The sequence below is a fragment of the Bacillus cereus group sp. Bce041 genome, assembly GCF_052646455.1.
In genome coordinates, this window is record NZ_JBQXON010000016.1 from 65472 (window position 1) to 81236 (window position 15765).

Consider the following 15765-nt stretch of genomic DNA (forward strand, 5'->3'; position numbering starts at 1 on the left):
CCATTCATTAAGTATACTAATATTAACCTACTTAAGCTAGACGAGTAATGATTATCAAATGTTATTTTACCTTAATTTAATCTGCAGATTTTTTAATTACTATGGCATTATTCAATAATTATATATAACTCAATTATTATAATTGTAAGTAACATCATTATAGAGTTATATATCGATTCAATAATCATTCTCTATCTGTATAAAACTAGCAACTAGAGTGTATAAGATTGATAATTTATTATAATCTTGACAATGTAAAGGTGGCAGAACTATGAAAAAAGTTATCTTTTTAGCTATTGGTATGTTTGCCTTGGGATTCGATGCTTATATTATTGCTGGACTGGTTCCTGGAATTAGTGATACCTATCAAAAAAGTGCATCCCAAGTTGGGCAAGCTGTAAGTATATTTACATTATGCTATGCAATATCCGCTCCACTGTTTGCCTCTCTCTTAGCAGGTAAACCTATAAAAAAAGTTCTATTGACTTCAATAATTGTATTTGGACTTGCAAATGCATTAACCGCAGTATCTCCAAACTTTTCGATATTCTTAATATCAAGGGCGATTGCTGGTGTTGGTGCTGGATTATTTTCTCCTTTAGCTGTTGCAGGCTCAACTATGTTAGTACCTGTAGAAAAGAAAGGACGCGCACTTGGCTTAACAATCGGTGGCATGAGTATGGGAACTGTATTAGGTGTTCCGATAGGTCTTTATATCGCAGACAAGTTTGATTGGCAATCAGCAATGTGGTTTGTGGTAATACTTAGTTTAATTGCTGCTATTAGTATTCTTAAGTTTCTACCACATGTTCCAGTCACTGCACCACCTGCTATGAAAGAAAGACTTGCAATGTTTTTAGATAAAAGAGTTACTATCACTGTTTTAATAACATTCTTTGCAAGTATTTCAAGTTTAGGTTTATATACCTATCTATCTCCATTATTACAAGATCTTGATAGCACAAGTGATTTAACAATTTATTTATGGGCTTGGGGATTGGGTGGATTATTTGGAAGTATAACAATTGGATATTTAATTGATTACTTCAAAAAACCAAAAACTTTAATGGCTCTTATTTTAATTATTTTAACTGTCTCAGTTGTATGTATTCCTATAATGATTAATCTAACAATTATAAAATACTTACCATTTTTCATATGGGGAGCAATGGGATGGGCATCAGGAGCACCACAGCAACATATTTTATTATCCTATCAACCTAAGCACGGAAGTGCAGCTGTGGCCCTCAATAGTTCGATAAACTATCTAGGAAGTTCCGTAGGTGCCACATTAGGTGGAGTAGTAATTTCTCTTGGAATGGGGACTATGGCTCTAATCTACTTTGCGATAATTTCTATGATTATTTCATTAGGCCTACAATTTTATAGCATGCGAAGTAATACCTTTAAAATAGCTACTACTAAAAAGGCTGTTTAAAATAAATCTATTACATTTATAAAACATAAAAATGGGCATTAATTAATCTGTATCTTTTTATAAAGAAACAAAAAGAAGACGGTTCTTTTGAAACCGTCTTCTTAAAATAATAATACCATCTATCATATAGCTAGTTATTTAATGTTTTTTTATTAGAGAATTTGATTAAACAATTTATATTTCTATCATTCCTCTCTTCTTTCATATTCATCTGAAATAATATTTTCATCCCACTATATTTATAAATTAGCACCGCTTTTTATATTAAATTCTTTATTTTATCTAGTTACCCCGAAAAAAAGTCTCTCAGATTCGTTTGTATCGACCTTTAAATACCACAACAATATAAAAACATGCAAAACAACTTAAAAGTCTATTTTAAGTTGTTAAGTCGTTTAAAAAGAATTTAACTGTTTTCAAACGGTTTTGTTAAGCGATTTCTATATACTATAAGCTAATCTCTCAATTTTTCACCTTTGATTTCTTCTAAGCCTTTTTTAAATCCCATTTCTTTCGTAATATGCTTCATTTTTAATTATACTAGGCTTAAATATAAACCGACATCTTCTTCATTATTTATCAAATGATTTTCAGGTATGACCACTACTTTATTCTGCGTATTAATTTTTACTCATCTGATTACAACAATTCGTTGTACAGGTTGTCCATTTCATATAGCTGTAGCAAATACTACTCAATTAAAAGAATTTCCATATGATTGAGTGTTTCTATAAGCACTTCATTAATATATATTAAATGGTAAAATTATTAATTTAAAACCTCTTTGGATGTTAGTCTTTAAACTTTAATTAAACCTTCATTTTCTTAGAAATTTATAAATCAGTTGAAATATTTATATCAAATTCATCTGGTATTTTAGCATCTATTTTTTTCCCATCTATTGTCATCCTTATTTTCTGTTTCGGATTTGCTGTTACCACCCAAGCATTAGGTAAATAACGATCTTCATGTGATAATGTAGAAGGTGAATTTATAACCTTTCCTCCTAAATATAGAGTAGCAGAAGAACCACCATCCATAGCCATTGCATTTATAGCACCTTTTTCATATAGAATATCTTGACACTCTTTTAACGTAGCCCCTATACTATGCGTCTGTCTACCGTCAATGACTAGAAACATAATTGTACCATCTTCTTTTTGAGCCATAATACTTCGCGGAGCAGAACCCCAACCACCGTCTCCTTCTGTAATCATTTTTTCTCCATTTACAATTAACTGTGGCATAAATCCTGCTGCTGAAACGACTTGTTTATCCAAAAGTTGTTGTGTAGAATAATTTCCTGTTATCATTTGTCCAAACTTTGTTAAGCCTGTAATAATTGTAGGGGTATTTCTATCCATATTCGTATCAATAACTTTCCCATTTTCTATTACAATTCCAGTAGCAACATTTCCTCCACCCCTTCCTGTTTCATCTGCAAATCCACTTGCATTCACAGCAACAAGTGCATGATTACGCTTTGCCATTACGCTAATTTTTTCTCCTCTGTTAGCGCCCTGTGTTCCTTGATGGCTAACAAGTTTAACATTGAAGGGATTGCTGATAGTAACTAATTTTCCTTCAAAAAGAAAGCGACTATCTTTGTTACTTTTAATCGTTTCTACATCAATTTCTAATGGCTGATTTTTAAATTCTTCTAACCTTTTTCCTGCTATTTTTTTATAAATATGCTCATCACTATTTGACCATTTCGGATGATTAATTCTATCTTGCAATTTATCTAGTTCCTTTTGGGATAGGAATGTATATTTCGCATATTGCGGATGCTGAGAAGTTAGTATACTCCCAGCCATTGTTATGCGAAGCTCTCGGCCATAGCTAGTACCAAATAATATGCCTATGCCAATAAGCATGAAAATAGACAATAGAAGCAAAATTCGTTTGAAGATTTTGCTGAGATGTTTCATAGTTTTATCCTCCAGCATTCATTACATTCAATAAATCCATTAAAATATTATTTATCTAAATACAAAAGTGTTTGATTTCCTTATGTCTGAATTCCCCACTATACTTTAGCAATTTAGGCAAAATACTTATTCCGAATTTCGTTTTTTTAGTGTATATTTATAAATTTAATAACGTTTTTGCAACCATGAAATAAATTACTAATCCTGTTCCGTCAACAAATGTTGTAATAAATGGACCTGAAACAACTGCAGGATCTAGTTTTAATTTTCTTAGAATTAAAGGTAAAACAGCTGCTACAAGAGAGGCCCAAATAACAATAAATAATAAAGTAATTGCTACAACTTGTGCAACATCTGTTCCAACTCCTAACATATAAGCACGAGTGAGCCCAGCTATTCCAAGTGCAAGTCCAAGAAGCATCCCTATTGCAAATTCCTTTTTCATTACACGGAAAATGTCTTTAAATTTGACCTCTCCAATACCGATTGCACGAGTAATTGTTGCTACAACCTGTGTTCCTGTATTCCCACCAGTACCTACTAATAACGGAACAAAGAAAGCAAGAGCAACTACAGTTTCAATTTCGTCTTCAAAATACTTTAATACTGTCCCTGTATATGCTTCAGCAACAAAAAGAAGTAATAACCATGGTAGACGTTTTAAGAAAATACTCCAAGTGCTAGCTTCAAAGTAAGATTGATTCAATGGTTCACTTCCGCCTAACTTTTGAATATCTTCTGTAGCTTCTGCTTCCATAACATTCATTACGTCATCAAATGTTATAATACCAATCATTTTATTATTTGCTGTTATTACAGGTATTGCTGCTAAATTATAATTCAGAAGCTTTTTTACAACTTCTTGCTGGTCAACTTCAGCTTGTACTGAAATTACCTCTTGAATCATGATAGTAGATAATATCTCGTCATCTGCTGCTAATAATAACTCATGTATGGAAACGATCCCCTCAAGATAACCATGACTATCAAGAACATAACTATAAGATATTGATTCTACATTTTCAGAATGTTCCCTAATATACTTCAATGTCATTTTTACTGACCAATTTCCTCTAACTGCAACAAAATCACTTGTGACAAGACTTCCTGCCGTTTCAGGTTTGAAAATCATCAATTTTTTTACGTTATGTTTTGTGATTTTATCTAAATACGCCATTAATTTAGCCTGTTTTTCCGGATGAACCGCTAGCAGTAAATCTACTAATTCATCAATCGGTTGTAAATTTAGTAACTTTTTAGCTTTGTTTTCAGATAAGTGAATTAAGATATTATATTTTTCTTCTGCACTCATATATTGAAGAATTTTAGAGCTTTTTAATACAGGAATCGTATTTAGCAATATGATTTGATCTTCAATTGAAAACTGTTTTACTTCTTGCGCAATATCATACGACGGATGACGTAAAATTTTCTCTGCATCCAAATTATTTTTGGTTACAAGTAATTCATTTAATAATTTCTTCATGTTAACTCCTCCTCATATTGCTAAGGGAGACTCTAGAGTTTCATGAGTGGTTTTGTTTTATTTTATCTGTCTTAAATTTTTTATTAGAGCAATAATAGTTACATTGCAATCAATTCATTATTTAGAATTACCTCCTTTTTGAATATAGACAAGATAAAACAAATAACATTAAACAGAAAAACCTTTACTCAAAAAGGAGTAAAGGTTTTTTACAATACAAATAAATGATTATTAAGACAGCTCTGCCAAAATCTCAGAGGTGCCTTTCTATCAAATCGTATACCACTCCCTCGTTGAGTTTTAGCACTGTATAGCATAGGTTTTTATAACCAGCTACATTAAGAAGGGCCTTAATCCGACCGTTCCTGTTGACCCATTGGCGTCTCTCGACATTTTTGGGCAGCAGCGTTTCTCTATACAGGAGCCTCACCTAACAAAGTTTATTGAATTACTTCAAAATTTAAACCAGAATTTAATATTTGTCAACTGACTTTCAAATCCATTCATAAAAAATCTTTTATAGAAAATGAAATTATATTTTATTATAAATTTAAAATTCTCCTTAAAAAACATAGAATTTAAATAGATTTAATTCGAAGAAACGTTATGAAACATATGAAACTTATTGTTTTCAATCAAATTCCAACTTTATAACAGAGGATGAATAATTAGTCATTCTGTATATCAAAAGAATATTCTTAACAAATCTTCTTTTATGATTAAAATCTTCTTTACGGTTTATCAAATTTATATGGTTAAACTACTTAATCAAACTATACACTAAAGTCAAAAATATGTACTTATACAGAATGATTACATACATTTTCTCATATCATTTCTCAAAGGACTATAAAGCAATAAAACAGATAAAATTAGAAATACGGTTGCTTGACAAGCAAAAAAAATATATTTATGCTTGCTACACGAAACAAATACATAAAATTTATGTTGCTTAACCTGTTAGGTGAGGCTCCTATGCAAACACAGGCTATTGCCCAAAAATGTCGAAAGACGCCAATGGGTAGAACAGGAATTGTCGGATTAAGGCTCTTCTTAAGATAGCTAAGTAATGAATTTTCATTACTTTACGTTGTATAGTGCCAAAGCTCTACTAGGGGGAGAAAAGCCTTATTTAGTCATGCCATTTTGAATCCCTCTAGTTACATACTAGGGGGATTTTTGCGTAAAAAACAGGGAGTAAGTGATAGAATCTTTCTAAACAAAAGTCATATTTAGTAATTGACGAGAACAATATTCTATTCATTAGCAAATGTAATATTATGTATTGTTTTAAATCAGGAGGATATTAAAATGAAAAAAATATTAAAACTCGATTATCTATTGCTCCTTCCTCTATTCATAACATGTACTTTAGGTATTATCATGATGTATAGTGCAAGCTCCATTGTTGCTGTTCAACATTACGGTTATAACAGTAGACATTTTGTTGATTCTCAATTAACAAAGCTACTTTTAGGAACAATTGGGTTAATAGTTTGTGCTTTACTCCCATATGAAATATGGAAAAAACGAATAGTCTCAATCTGTATTATGGTTGGAGGGATTTTTTTATTGATTATGGTTTTATGGAAAGGAAAAGTGGTAAATAATGCCCAATCATGGATCTTTGGAATACAGCCAGCTGAATTTCTTAAATTAGGAACAATACTTGTAACAGCCCGCTTTTTTGCATTAAGACAAAAACAAGCTAAAAATAACTGGAGAGGTATCGGAAAACTTTTATTCTTTTTAGCTACAATTTTTTTTCTTATCTTTAAACAACCAAATTTAGGATCTGCACTTTTAATATTAGGTATAGGTTTTAGCATATTTCTTTGCTCAGGAATAAATATAAATCTACTAATCAAAAGAATTATCATCAGTTCTATTTTGTGGTTACCTATTTTATATTTCTTGATTCAAAATAGTTTGTCAGAAGTTCAAAAGAAACGTATTACTACGATTTTCAATCCATTTCTTGATGCGCAAGGAAATGGATACCAGCTTGTAAATTCTTTTATTGCCATTGGCTCCGGAGGAATCACTGGTCGTGGATTTGGAAATAGCATACAAAAAACAGGTTATCTTCCGGAACCACATACAGATTTTATAATGGCAATAGTTTCTGAAGAACTAGGATTTATTGGTGTATTTATTATATTGGCTGGAGTTTTGACTATAGTACTTCGCTCCTTAAAAATTGCACAATTATGTGTAGATCCATTTGGCAGTTTTATAGCAATTGGTATAGGATGTATGATCGGTATGCAATCTGTTGTAAATTTAGGTGGTATTACAGGACTATTTCCTCTTACAGGTACCCCATTTCCATTTGTAAGTTTTGGTGGAAGTTCTTTAATGGTCAATTTAATAGCAATAGGAATATTAATTAACATTTCAATTTTTAATAAAATTGAGTTTGATAATCATAATATATAATTTTTATATATCAATTTAAAAATTTTAAAATTCGACCTCATTAATTAATCTATATTTAAAAAATTTCTAATTATTTTTTTAACTGTATAAATATTAATATTAATATTTATGTTCGTTTTAATACGAAAAAAGGCAGGCATAAATATATGCTTGCCTTCCGTTCTCAAAATCAATTACACCTAAAACAACGTGAGGTTAACCAAATCTAGATACTGTCTTCTACGCCCTATTTTTTACTTTTCTAAAACAATTTCTGCTATTTCATTAGCACATTTTTTAGAGTCAAATCCATCATAGTTACTTAGTACTACAACAGTCAAATATTCTTTTGGAAACCGCATGAAGTGTGAACGATAACCTGCCCAGCTACCTGAATGTTCCAAGTATCGACAGTTAAAACCTTCTGCAAGCCTTAGCCCAAAAGCATAATCTTCATTGTCAATAATCGTCTCCCCAGTTGGAGAAATTTTCGGACCTATTTCGCTCATTCTTTTAACAAGTTCTTTTCCACCAACGGTGCCTGTAGTTAAATTTTCTCCCCATCTTACAAGATCTTCAACATTTGTATGAACTGCCCCATCACCTGTATGTTCCCAAGGGCTTTCATAGATTTTATATTTTCCTTGCTCATTCTTCGAATACCCACTAATAATTGGTATAGTTGTTGGGTAGCAATCTACAATTGTTGTGTCTCTCATATGTAAAGGATCAAAAATACGCTCCTTTGTAAATTGACGTAGAGACTTGCCACTTACCTTCTCTACCACTTGTGATAATAAAAAATATCCTGTATTGCTATACTCAAATTTTGTGCCAGCTGGGAACCTTGCAATTTGATGATTTTTAAGGTGCTCTAACGATTCTTCCACAGTTAATGTATCTGTAAATTTAATATTTGCTGATACAGCCAATTCCATATAATCAACTAGTCCACCAGTGTGATGAATTAGGTGTCTCAATGTTACAGGTTCAGCATATGCTCCTATAGAAGGAACGAACCTTACAATTGAATCATCTAAACTCAATTTTCCCTCTTGTTCTAAGAGTAATATAGAAAACGCAGTAAATTGTTTAGAAACCGAGGCAATATTAAAAATATTTTTAGTAGTTATAGGTATATTTCCCTCTATAGTAGCTAAGCCAACCGTACCTTTATAAGTTACTCCGCTATCAAAACTAGCAATATATGCAAAGCCAGGAGCTTTTGGTGAAAACTTTTTTAATAATTGTTTAATCGATGTATGCGTCTTTTCATTATATGCATTATTCACCTCAATCACATCCCCTTCCCATTAAATGATTAGTATATTATCCTGTTATCTTTTTCAGTTACAAATTAGAAAAAAATCTTGTTCTGAGGGTACTATAAAATTTTAGCTTGATGACGATGGGGCACCGCCAGCATTTCGAAAAAAACCCACGCTAAGCTAAAAACACAATAACCTGTCCATATGGACAACTTATTTACATAATTTTCGAAAGCTGAAGTTAAAAGTTTTTAATTTCTTGCTCACTTAAAGCACCCGTTAGTTTAAGTGTATTTCTTCACAATCTTATTTTTAAAATTAGAAAAAAATTTTACTCTTTTTTTTAAAATAAAGCCAGTAGTTAATCAACGGGGGTTCAACCTTAATATTTTCTTGATTTAATGATAATAGAAGATGGTCTCCGTTTTTCATTTATTAATTCTGGCATTTTTTCTAATCCTGTTGGAGTTGACTCTGGCTCAATAATTTTCTCTATTACAAGATCGTTGTCTATTAGAGTATTAATTAATGTTGAAATTGTTCTATGATATTTAACAACACCATCTATCCACCAATGTTCCTCCCTTTTTCCTTCTTCTTGGTAATTATCTAATGCCCAATGTAATCTATTTCCATTATTATCCTTAAACCAATTATTCATTTCCTTTCGAGCTGTTACTATTGGATGTTCTGTTGAAAAGATAAATTCACCATCATTTTTTAACAGACCACTTATTTTCTTAATTAGATGTGAGTAATCTTCTATGTAATGTATAACTAAAGAACTTGTTATTAAGTCGAATTTTTGATTTGGCAAATTAAGTTCTTCTATTGGTACACACATATAATCTATTTTTTCATTTTTGTTATACATTTCAGCTTGTTCAATCATATTTCTTGAGATGTCCACTCCCATAACTTTCGAGGCACCATTTTCTACACAGTACATAGAAAAGTGACCAGTTCCACATCCCAAATCTAATACAGACTTATCTGTAAGATTAGCAATTATAGATTTAATTGCTGGCTGTTCAACAAAATCATTAAAGGTAAATCCAGCTTCACGTAATGACTTATACTTTTTAAAGAAAAACGGATTATCATAAATGTTTTGTTTCATTATATACCCCCTATAATACAATCTATATTTTTTATATTCTAGAGGGCATCCGAAAATTCCCATATTGACCAAAATACAATTCAACTAACCTGCCATTTAGTTGAATAAGGAACAGTGTATATCCTATACATGTTAGGTTGATATAACGTCTCATTATAAGTAGCAAGGAAAAAGAGGAACCCTACTCTCTCAAGGAAACCTCCTTTTTTCGTTCTATGGACCTATGCATTTTTTCATACATTTCTATTCTAGCGCGGTTTTAGGTTTATCGTTTGTTTTTGGATCAACAAAAAAACTGTATTAAATCTTGTTTGATCCTAGGGGTCACTATATATGAACACTACGTATTTGACTTTCTCAATGACTAACATTACTTAACGTGGTAAAATAATATTCGGATGGGAATCCAATGTTATTAAAATTAAAGTGGTTATCAAGTCGGAGGAAGGCACTTTAGGGTGTCTTTTCTTTTTAAAATATATAAGCGCACCATCCCTTTTCTAATAGAGGCCCCCTCATGCCTCCTTACAGGGAGAATGATAAGGCATTTTTTATTTACCCAATTACCGAGCACTCATATGTTTTAAATAGTTACAATACTTGTATTGCTTCAATAACATATGATCATTCTTAAGAATGTCATTGAAATGTATCAATAGATTCTAGTGTAGCAAAATAAATTGTGATATGATGTGAGCAAATATAAAGCTATCTAACGGAGGGATTCACATGCCGCATGTTGTGTTTCGTGGAATTACTACTGAACAATTAAAACACTTAAGTAAGCCATTAGTAGAAGAGCTCGCAGAAATTTGTGAGTGTGGTACGGATAATTTTACGTTGGAACTACCAAGTTCTACGTTTATATTCAATGGAGAAGAAATAGAAGCGTTTCCTCTTATTGAAGTGAAATGGTTCGAGCGTGGACAGGAAATTCGTGATCGATTTGCCAAGGCCATTACTACATATATAATGGATTTGGGACTTCCAGAAGTAGAGGTTGTATTTACGGTTTTCACAGAATCAGCGTATTATATTAACGGGAAGCATTGTGCAAGTTAGAGCTATTTGAAAGATTTTTGTAACATTTATAAGGGGTAGAACCACATCGCTATCAAGCTAACTAGACAAAATACCCCCTAAAAAGAAAAAGGCAGTATTCTTTCTGAGAAATCATAGGAAAGGATAACGCCTTTATATCAATATGGGGTATAACCGAGATACGTGTAAAAACAGGTCATATACTTACATTTATTTACAATTATATTTGAAATCAGCTATTATATTTTCATAAAATTACAGCTTAAATGATATTTAGCTAATTGTCTAAAGAAAATGTATGCATAGCTTTGCTGTCTGTTTTATCAATGTAGTTTTTGGATAATATTTGGTCAAGTTGATACTAATACCCTCAATAAACAAAAGAAAATTAAGATTGTTCCGAGAAAAAGTAATTAAAAAACGCTCTTAATTTATTTAATTGCGTTATCATTCTATAAAAAATCTGATTATTCGTATAAATGGTATTTCATTAAAACGCTCATTTACAGAAGAACATTATTTAAGTGAAGCCCTCTATAAATCAATTACAACACCTTGAAAGTTTATGATACTATCCTGATCACACTTTTTATATTTAATGTTTTAAGAAAAAAAGCTATACTATAAGCGAAACTAAAAATCAGAAAGGAAATACCAGAACATGGAAAATTATTTGCTATTTATCCTAACAGCACTCCTTATTATAATGATGCCTGGTCCCGGTTTTGCTTTAGTTACAAAAAACACTATCTCTCATGGTAGAAATGGTGGGATAAAGACCGTCTTAGGAACGGTATCTGGAATGATGATTCATACAATAATGGCTACACTAGGACTCTCTGCTATCTTAATGAAATTTGCTATGCTATTTACATTAATAAAATATGCTGGGGCATTTTATTTAATTTATTTAGCTGTAAAGTCAATTAAAAGTGCCTTTTCTAAAAAAGAAGATATGTCAGGTTCAGTGGAAATAAACTCTAAGGATATTGGAACGGTTAAAAGTTTTAGACAAGGATTTACCACGGCAATCTTAAACCCAAAAACGGCTGTATTTTTCCTTAGTTTTCTACCCCAATTTATTGTGAGTAATCAAAGTCATTTCTTCCAATTTCTTTTGTTGGGATTCACATTTACGACTTTGACAGCAATATGGTATTTATTTTATATCTCTCTAATACGTCAATTAAGAACTTTTTTAAGAAAAGAAAAGGTGAACCGTACAATAGAGGGTATTACTGGCACAGTATTATTAGTATTTGGAGTTAGGCTATTTTTCCAAAAATAAATATGTAATAGAGAGAGTTTAAAACTTTCGGTTTTTCCAATAAATGAATCAATATAAAGAGTATGGCTTTCAAACAGTAAAAAATGAACAAACGGGTATGTTTGTGGAATAAGCTTCAATAAAATAAAAGTTTACATTGGAGTTTTGAATCATTTGTAACTAATTTTGTAATAAATTTCTCAATATAAATATACTTGTTAATTACAGCTCTAATATTCAAAATTAACAAAAAAACAAATTATACTAACAATATGATGGTTATCCTTTTGTTTACTCCTTGTGCTAAAGATAAGATCGTATTTCCGAATCTTATCTTTTTATTTTTGGATTTTAGATACAAGAAAAGGAATCCTTAATAGCTTAAGGATTCTGTAACAGGAAAGAACAAACATATAATAATAAAAAGAATTACTTATATTATAATTTAAAAATAAGACAAAGATGTTGAGAAAACTTGGAATGGATTGAATATTTACATGTACTTATTTATAATTGATTAAGAGTTGGAGTAGTAATCTGTCATCTGTTCCTTTTTTAAAGAAGATTGATCTCAATCTTCTATTTTTTTGTGTTTTTTCCTCTTCTCTCGAAAAAAGGAAAAAGAATTACTTAAGAATTGTGGAAATTACTTGCTTATAGGCTAGTTGTTGCTTACCATGAACCATCATTAGGACGGCAAATTTATCTGTTGCAAGGATCTGCCCACGTACTGGAACGCCATTCTTTAAAAACACAGTAACTTCCCCTTTTTTCTCTTTCAATTGTTCATACATATCTTCTTGTAAGTTATACATGAAATACGCCCCCTAATTGTATCTACTTTTCTTTTAATACTTGCTGCTGCTCATTGTTGTCTATTTGTATTTCCCATCCATCTTCTATTTTTCTAAACCATTTTCCTATTTTGCTTACATAGTATTTTTTCACTTCACCATACGGAATCCAAATTTCACGTTCCTGTATTTGATTCATCACTTCATGAAGAATCTCATCATGCTCGTATTTTCTAGGGTTTCGATGTTGCGTTCTTACAAACTGTATGTATTCCCTACGTAACCAATTAGAAATAGGATCTTTTTGTTGTTGCTGGAGATGTGACCACTTTTTATTAGTCTGAAGAAGTTTTCTGTTTACCATTGTATGGTTTTTCATCAACACTCATCCCCCTTTTACCATCTAAATGCATATATACAATTATCGTATCACACTTAAATTAAAATACGATCTAGATACATATTTCGCAAGAAATCTATTCGAAATAAAAATAATATCTCCATTTCACATAAAATAGTATCCAAAATAGACGAGACCGAATCCATTAAACAAATTAATTAGAGAGTCTCACCAATAAAACGCGAATTTCGTAGGCTAAGGATTTATTTCTTTAAAGAACTTGTTTTTTTCATACGTTAAGAAGGTTCCTTAAACGGTCATTTTTAGAATTTGATAATCGAGTATATTTTATTGGAAAATTAGAGTTGACCATAAAACCAATATCCGATATATTGGTTTTATGAAAAAAGATATTATTAAACCCATTAAACGTATGTCATTTAGAGATGAAGTATATCTAACTTTGAAAAAAGCAATCGTTACATTAGAGCTGCAACCGGAGCAACGCTTAAATGACAAAGAATTAGCAGAAGAATTTGGAATTAGCCGTACTCCAGTTAGAGAAGCGTTGAAGCGTCTTGAGGATGAAGGACTTGTTGAATCTATTCCTGGTTCAGTTACTCGTGTTGCACCATTAAATATTGAGGAGGCAAAACACGCATTTACTGTGGTAGCAGTTTTACACTCGTTAGCTGCTCGTTTAGCAGTACCATTATTAAAAGAGTCGGATATTCAAGAATTAGAGTTCAGTAATAAGGCTTTACTATTATCTATTGAGAAAAAAGATATTATAAAAGCAATTGAAGCTGACGAGTTATTCCACAATGTTTTTTTAGATGTGGCAGGAAATCCTGAAATCATTCGTGCGTTAGAACGAAGTATATCTAAGATTCAACGTCTCGAAATTTCTCAGTTCACTTCTATAAATGGTCTAAAGTCAGTAGAACAACATCAGCAAATTATAGAGGCGTGCAAAAATAAAGATAAAGAAGTAACAGCGCACCTTGTAGAACAAAACTGGTTAAGTCTTGAGAAATTAATGACTTATGAGGCAGATTGAGGTGAGAAATTTGCGCCCTATTTTTTTAGGTATATGTGCTGCTTTCTTTTTTGCTTTCACATTTATATTAAATCGAGCAATGGAATTATCAGGTGGTAGCTGGATATGGAGTGCTTCATTAAGGTTTATTTTCATGCTTCCATTTCTTGTACTTCTTGTTATGAGTCAAAAAAAATTAAAAGTATTATTACAAGTTATGAGAGAGGATTTAAGTGCGTGGTTTTTATGGAGTTTTGTAGGTTTTGGTCTATTTTATGCTCCATTATGTTTTGCCGCTGCACATGCACCAGGATGGATTATTGCGGGGACATGGCAAGTTACTATTATATCAGGATCTTTGTTAGCTCCTCTTTTTATCCAAACTTATCAAACACCAGATGGAATTATTAAGAAAAGAGGAAAAATTCCAATGAAGGGTATGTGTATGTCATTAATTATTCTTCTTGGTATTTTCCTTATGCAAATGGAACAAGCAAAATCGCTTGCTGTAAAAGATATTATGTTAGGTATTATCCCTGTTATTGTAGCTTCTTTTGCTTACCCACTCGGCAATCGTAAGATGATGGAGGTTTGTGGAGATCGTCTAGATGCTTATCAACGTGTCCTTGGAATGACATTAGCTAGCTTACCATTTTGGTTTTTATTATCCTTGTACGGTCTTTTTACAGCAGGAATACCTAGTAAGGAGCAAACTATGCAATCAATTTTAGTTGCTATTTGCTCTGGTGTAATTGCAACTATCTTATTTTTTAAAGCTACTGATATGGTTAAAGGAGATATGCAGAAACTTGCAACTGTTGAAGCAACACAATCTATGGAGGTGCTTTTTGCTGTTATTGGAGAACTAATCTTATTACATTCTTCATTCCCCTCTATTTTATCTTGGTGTGGCATGTTTGTAATAATGCTAGGAATGATAGCACACAGCTATGTTTCCCATAAAGGTGAAACAGTGCATAACCAAAATATTAGTGCTTAATTGATATTTTAAAATGTACAGTATCAACCCTTTTCTAGCTAGTAAAAGTAATTTTATTATTATAAGTTTTATGTCAGAAATTAATTAAGTAAAAGAATATGAACAAAAGCCGATACCCTTAATATATAGGGAAATCGGCTTTTTCTTTATAAAAATTTTTCTTAGCTTCCTTTACATTAAAGGATTAGTTTGTATATTCGAGGAGATGTGCGAGACAGATGTATATTTAGGATAATCTAATATCTCCCATTCGAATATAATAGAATAGAAGTATACCCCAAATGGAGGAACAGCAAATGAACTCAAACACAAAACAGTTTATTTATGATATCCAGCAAAGAAAAAACAATTATATAGAAAATGCTTTAATAGCAATACAACACCCTAAAAAAGAGCAATCTGAACAGGTCATTCAAAATATAGTAGAGAAATATCCCTATCATGGTTTGCACGACAAGAAGGACAGTCCCATTCACGTAGGTTTAGATTTTTAACGTCTTTATTTTGATATTCACAACAAGAACATAATTGGCTGGAAGCAAATGTTTTCGATACGACAATGACTTGTTTGCCATACCATTTTGCTTTGTATTCTAACATGGATCGAAATTGTGACCAAGATA

Annotated in this window: 12 protein-coding genes, 1 pseudogene and 2 riboswitches; of the genes and pseudogenes, 6 read left to right on the top strand and 7 right to left on the bottom strand. The window is 31.5% G+C overall.

What is annotated here, in order from left to right; genetic code table 11:
• The first annotated feature begins 271 nt into the window (after positions 1-271).
• Positions 272-1438 (top strand): MFS transporter, encoded by a 1167-nt coding sequence (locus ACUN13_RS27875; protein ID WP_000755603.1) that lies wholly within the window; start codon positions 272-274, stop codon positions 1436-1438.
• Positions 1439-2271: 833 nt separating this feature from the next.
• Here the strand turns inward: ACUN13_RS27875 and ACUN13_RS27880 are convergent.
• Positions 2272-3369, bottom strand: a complete 1098-nt coding sequence (locus ACUN13_RS27880; RefSeq protein WP_000681894.1) for a phosphodiester glycosidase family protein — start codon at positions 3367-3369, stop codon at positions 2272-2274.
• 157 nt (positions 3370-3526) lie between these two features.
• Positions 3527-4855 (bottom strand): magnesium transporter, encoded by a 1329-nt coding sequence (mgtE, locus tag ACUN13_RS27885; protein WP_119684304.1) that lies wholly within the window; start codon positions 4853-4855, stop codon positions 3527-3529.
• A 279-nt stretch (positions 4856-5134) separates the two neighbouring features.
• A riboswitch (M-box (ykoK) riboswitch) is annotated at positions 5135-5300 on the bottom strand.
• 504 nt (positions 5301-5804) lie between these two features.
• Positions 5805-5981, top strand: a riboswitch (M-box (ykoK) riboswitch).
• 185 nt (positions 5982-6166) lie between these two features.
• Here mgtE and ACUN13_RS27890 point away from each other — a divergent pair.
• Entirely contained in the window at positions 6167-7294 is a 1128-nt protein-coding gene (locus ACUN13_RS27890) for an FtsW/RodA/SpoVE family cell cycle protein (RefSeq protein WP_074553482.1), read from the top strand.
• A gap of 233 nt (positions 7295-7527) precedes the next feature.
• Here ACUN13_RS27890 and ACUN13_RS27895 read toward each other — a convergent pair whose 3' ends face one another.
• Complete coding sequence (locus tag ACUN13_RS27895) at positions 7528-8565, bottom strand: serine hydrolase domain-containing protein (protein ID WP_242278696.1); 1038 nt, start codon at positions 8563-8565, stop codon at positions 7528-7530.
• Positions 8566-8923: 358 nt separating this feature from the next.
• A complete protein-coding gene (locus tag ACUN13_RS27900; protein ID WP_074553486.1) occupies positions 8924-9661 on the bottom strand; it encodes a class I SAM-dependent methyltransferase in 738 nt (245 codons plus the stop codon).
• 729 nt (positions 9662-10390) lie between these two features.
• Here ACUN13_RS27900 and ACUN13_RS27905 point away from each other — a divergent pair.
• A complete protein-coding gene (locus ACUN13_RS27905; protein ID WP_001120963.1) occupies positions 10391-10723 on the top strand; it encodes a DUF1904 family protein in 333 nt (110 codons plus the stop codon).
• A 640-nt stretch (positions 10724-11363) separates the two neighbouring features.
• Positions 11364-11990 (top strand): LysE family translocator, encoded by a 627-nt coding sequence (locus ACUN13_RS27910; RefSeq protein ID WP_000432977.1) that lies wholly within the window; start codon positions 11364-11366, stop codon positions 11988-11990.
• A 605-nt stretch (positions 11991-12595) separates the two neighbouring features.
• On the opposite strand, the gene hfq is transcribed toward ACUN13_RS27910, so the two are convergent.
• Positions 12596-12784 carry an RNA chaperone Hfq gene (hfq, locus tag ACUN13_RS27915; protein ID WP_409532390.1) on the bottom strand — a complete coding sequence of 63 codons (189 nt, stop codon included), beginning with the start codon at positions 12782-12784 and terminating at the stop codon, positions 12596-12598.
• A gap of 22 nt (positions 12785-12806) precedes the next feature.
• Positions 12807-13142 carry a hypothetical protein gene (locus ACUN13_RS27920; protein ID WP_000788720.1) on the bottom strand — a complete coding sequence of 112 codons (336 nt, stop codon included), beginning with the start codon at positions 13140-13142 and terminating at the stop codon, positions 12807-12809.
• A gap of 361 nt (positions 13143-13503) precedes the next feature.
• On the opposite strand from ACUN13_RS27920, the gene ACUN13_RS27925 reads away from it, so the two are divergent.
• Together ACUN13_RS27925 and ACUN13_RS27930 are read left to right on the top strand one after the other, a co-directional pair.
• Positions 13504-14163, top strand: coding sequence for a GntR family transcriptional regulator (locus tag ACUN13_RS27925; RefSeq protein WP_044585276.1), 660 nt, complete (start codon positions 13504-13506; stop codon positions 14161-14163).
• Complete coding sequence (locus tag ACUN13_RS27930; protein ID WP_119684299.1) at positions 14150-15142, top strand: DMT family transporter; 993 nt, start codon at positions 14150-14152, stop codon at positions 15140-15142. Before ACUN13_RS27925 ends, ACUN13_RS27930 begins: the two co-directional genes overlap by 14 nt.
• A 426-nt stretch (positions 15143-15568) precedes the next feature.
• On the opposite strand, the pseudogene ACUN13_RS27935 reads toward ACUN13_RS27930, so the two are convergent.
• A pseudogene (locus tag ACUN13_RS27935) lies at positions 15569-15765 on the bottom strand (zinc ribbon domain-containing protein); the annotation flags it as partial.

Excerpts from the sequence above, each read along its gene's own strand:
- ACUN13_RS27875 (WP_000755603.1), top strand. The coding sequence starts at position 272 with ATGAAAAAAGTTATCTTTTTAGCTATTGGTATGTTTGCCTTGGGATTC.
- ACUN13_RS27880 (WP_000681894.1), bottom strand. The coding sequence starts at position 3,369 with ATGAAACATCTCAGCAAAATCTTCAAACGAATTTTGCTTCTATTGTCT.
- mgtE (WP_119684304.1), bottom strand. The coding sequence starts at position 4,855 with ATGAAGAAATTATTAAATGAATTACTTGTAACCAAAAATAATTTGGAT.
- ACUN13_RS27890 (WP_074553482.1), top strand. The coding sequence starts at position 6,167 with ATGAAAAAAATATTAAAACTCGATTATCTATTGCTCCTTCCTCTATTC.
- ACUN13_RS27900 (WP_074553486.1), bottom strand. The coding sequence starts at position 9,661 with ATGAAACAAAACATTTATGATAATCCGTTTTTCTTTAAAAAGTATAAG.
- ACUN13_RS27905 (WP_001120963.1), top strand. The coding sequence starts at position 10,391 with ATGCCGCATGTTGTGTTTCGTGGAATTACTACTGAACAATTAAAACAC.
- ACUN13_RS27910 (WP_000432977.1), top strand. The coding sequence starts at position 11,364 with ATGGAAAATTATTTGCTATTTATCCTAACAGCACTCCTTATTATAATG.
- hfq (WP_409532390.1), bottom strand. The coding sequence starts at position 12,784 with ATGTATAACTTACAAGAAGATATGTATGAACAATTGAAAGAGAAAAAA.
- ACUN13_RS27920 (WP_000788720.1), bottom strand. The coding sequence starts at position 13,142 with ATGAAAAACCATACAATGGTAAACAGAAAACTTCTTCAGACTAATAAA.
- ACUN13_RS27925 (WP_044585276.1), top strand. The coding sequence starts at position 13,504 with ATGAAAAAAGATATTATTAAACCCATTAAACGTATGTCATTTAGAGAT.
- ACUN13_RS27930 (WP_119684299.1), top strand. The coding sequence starts at position 14,150 with ATGAGGCAGATTGAGGTGAGAAATTTGCGCCCTATTTTTTTAGGTATA.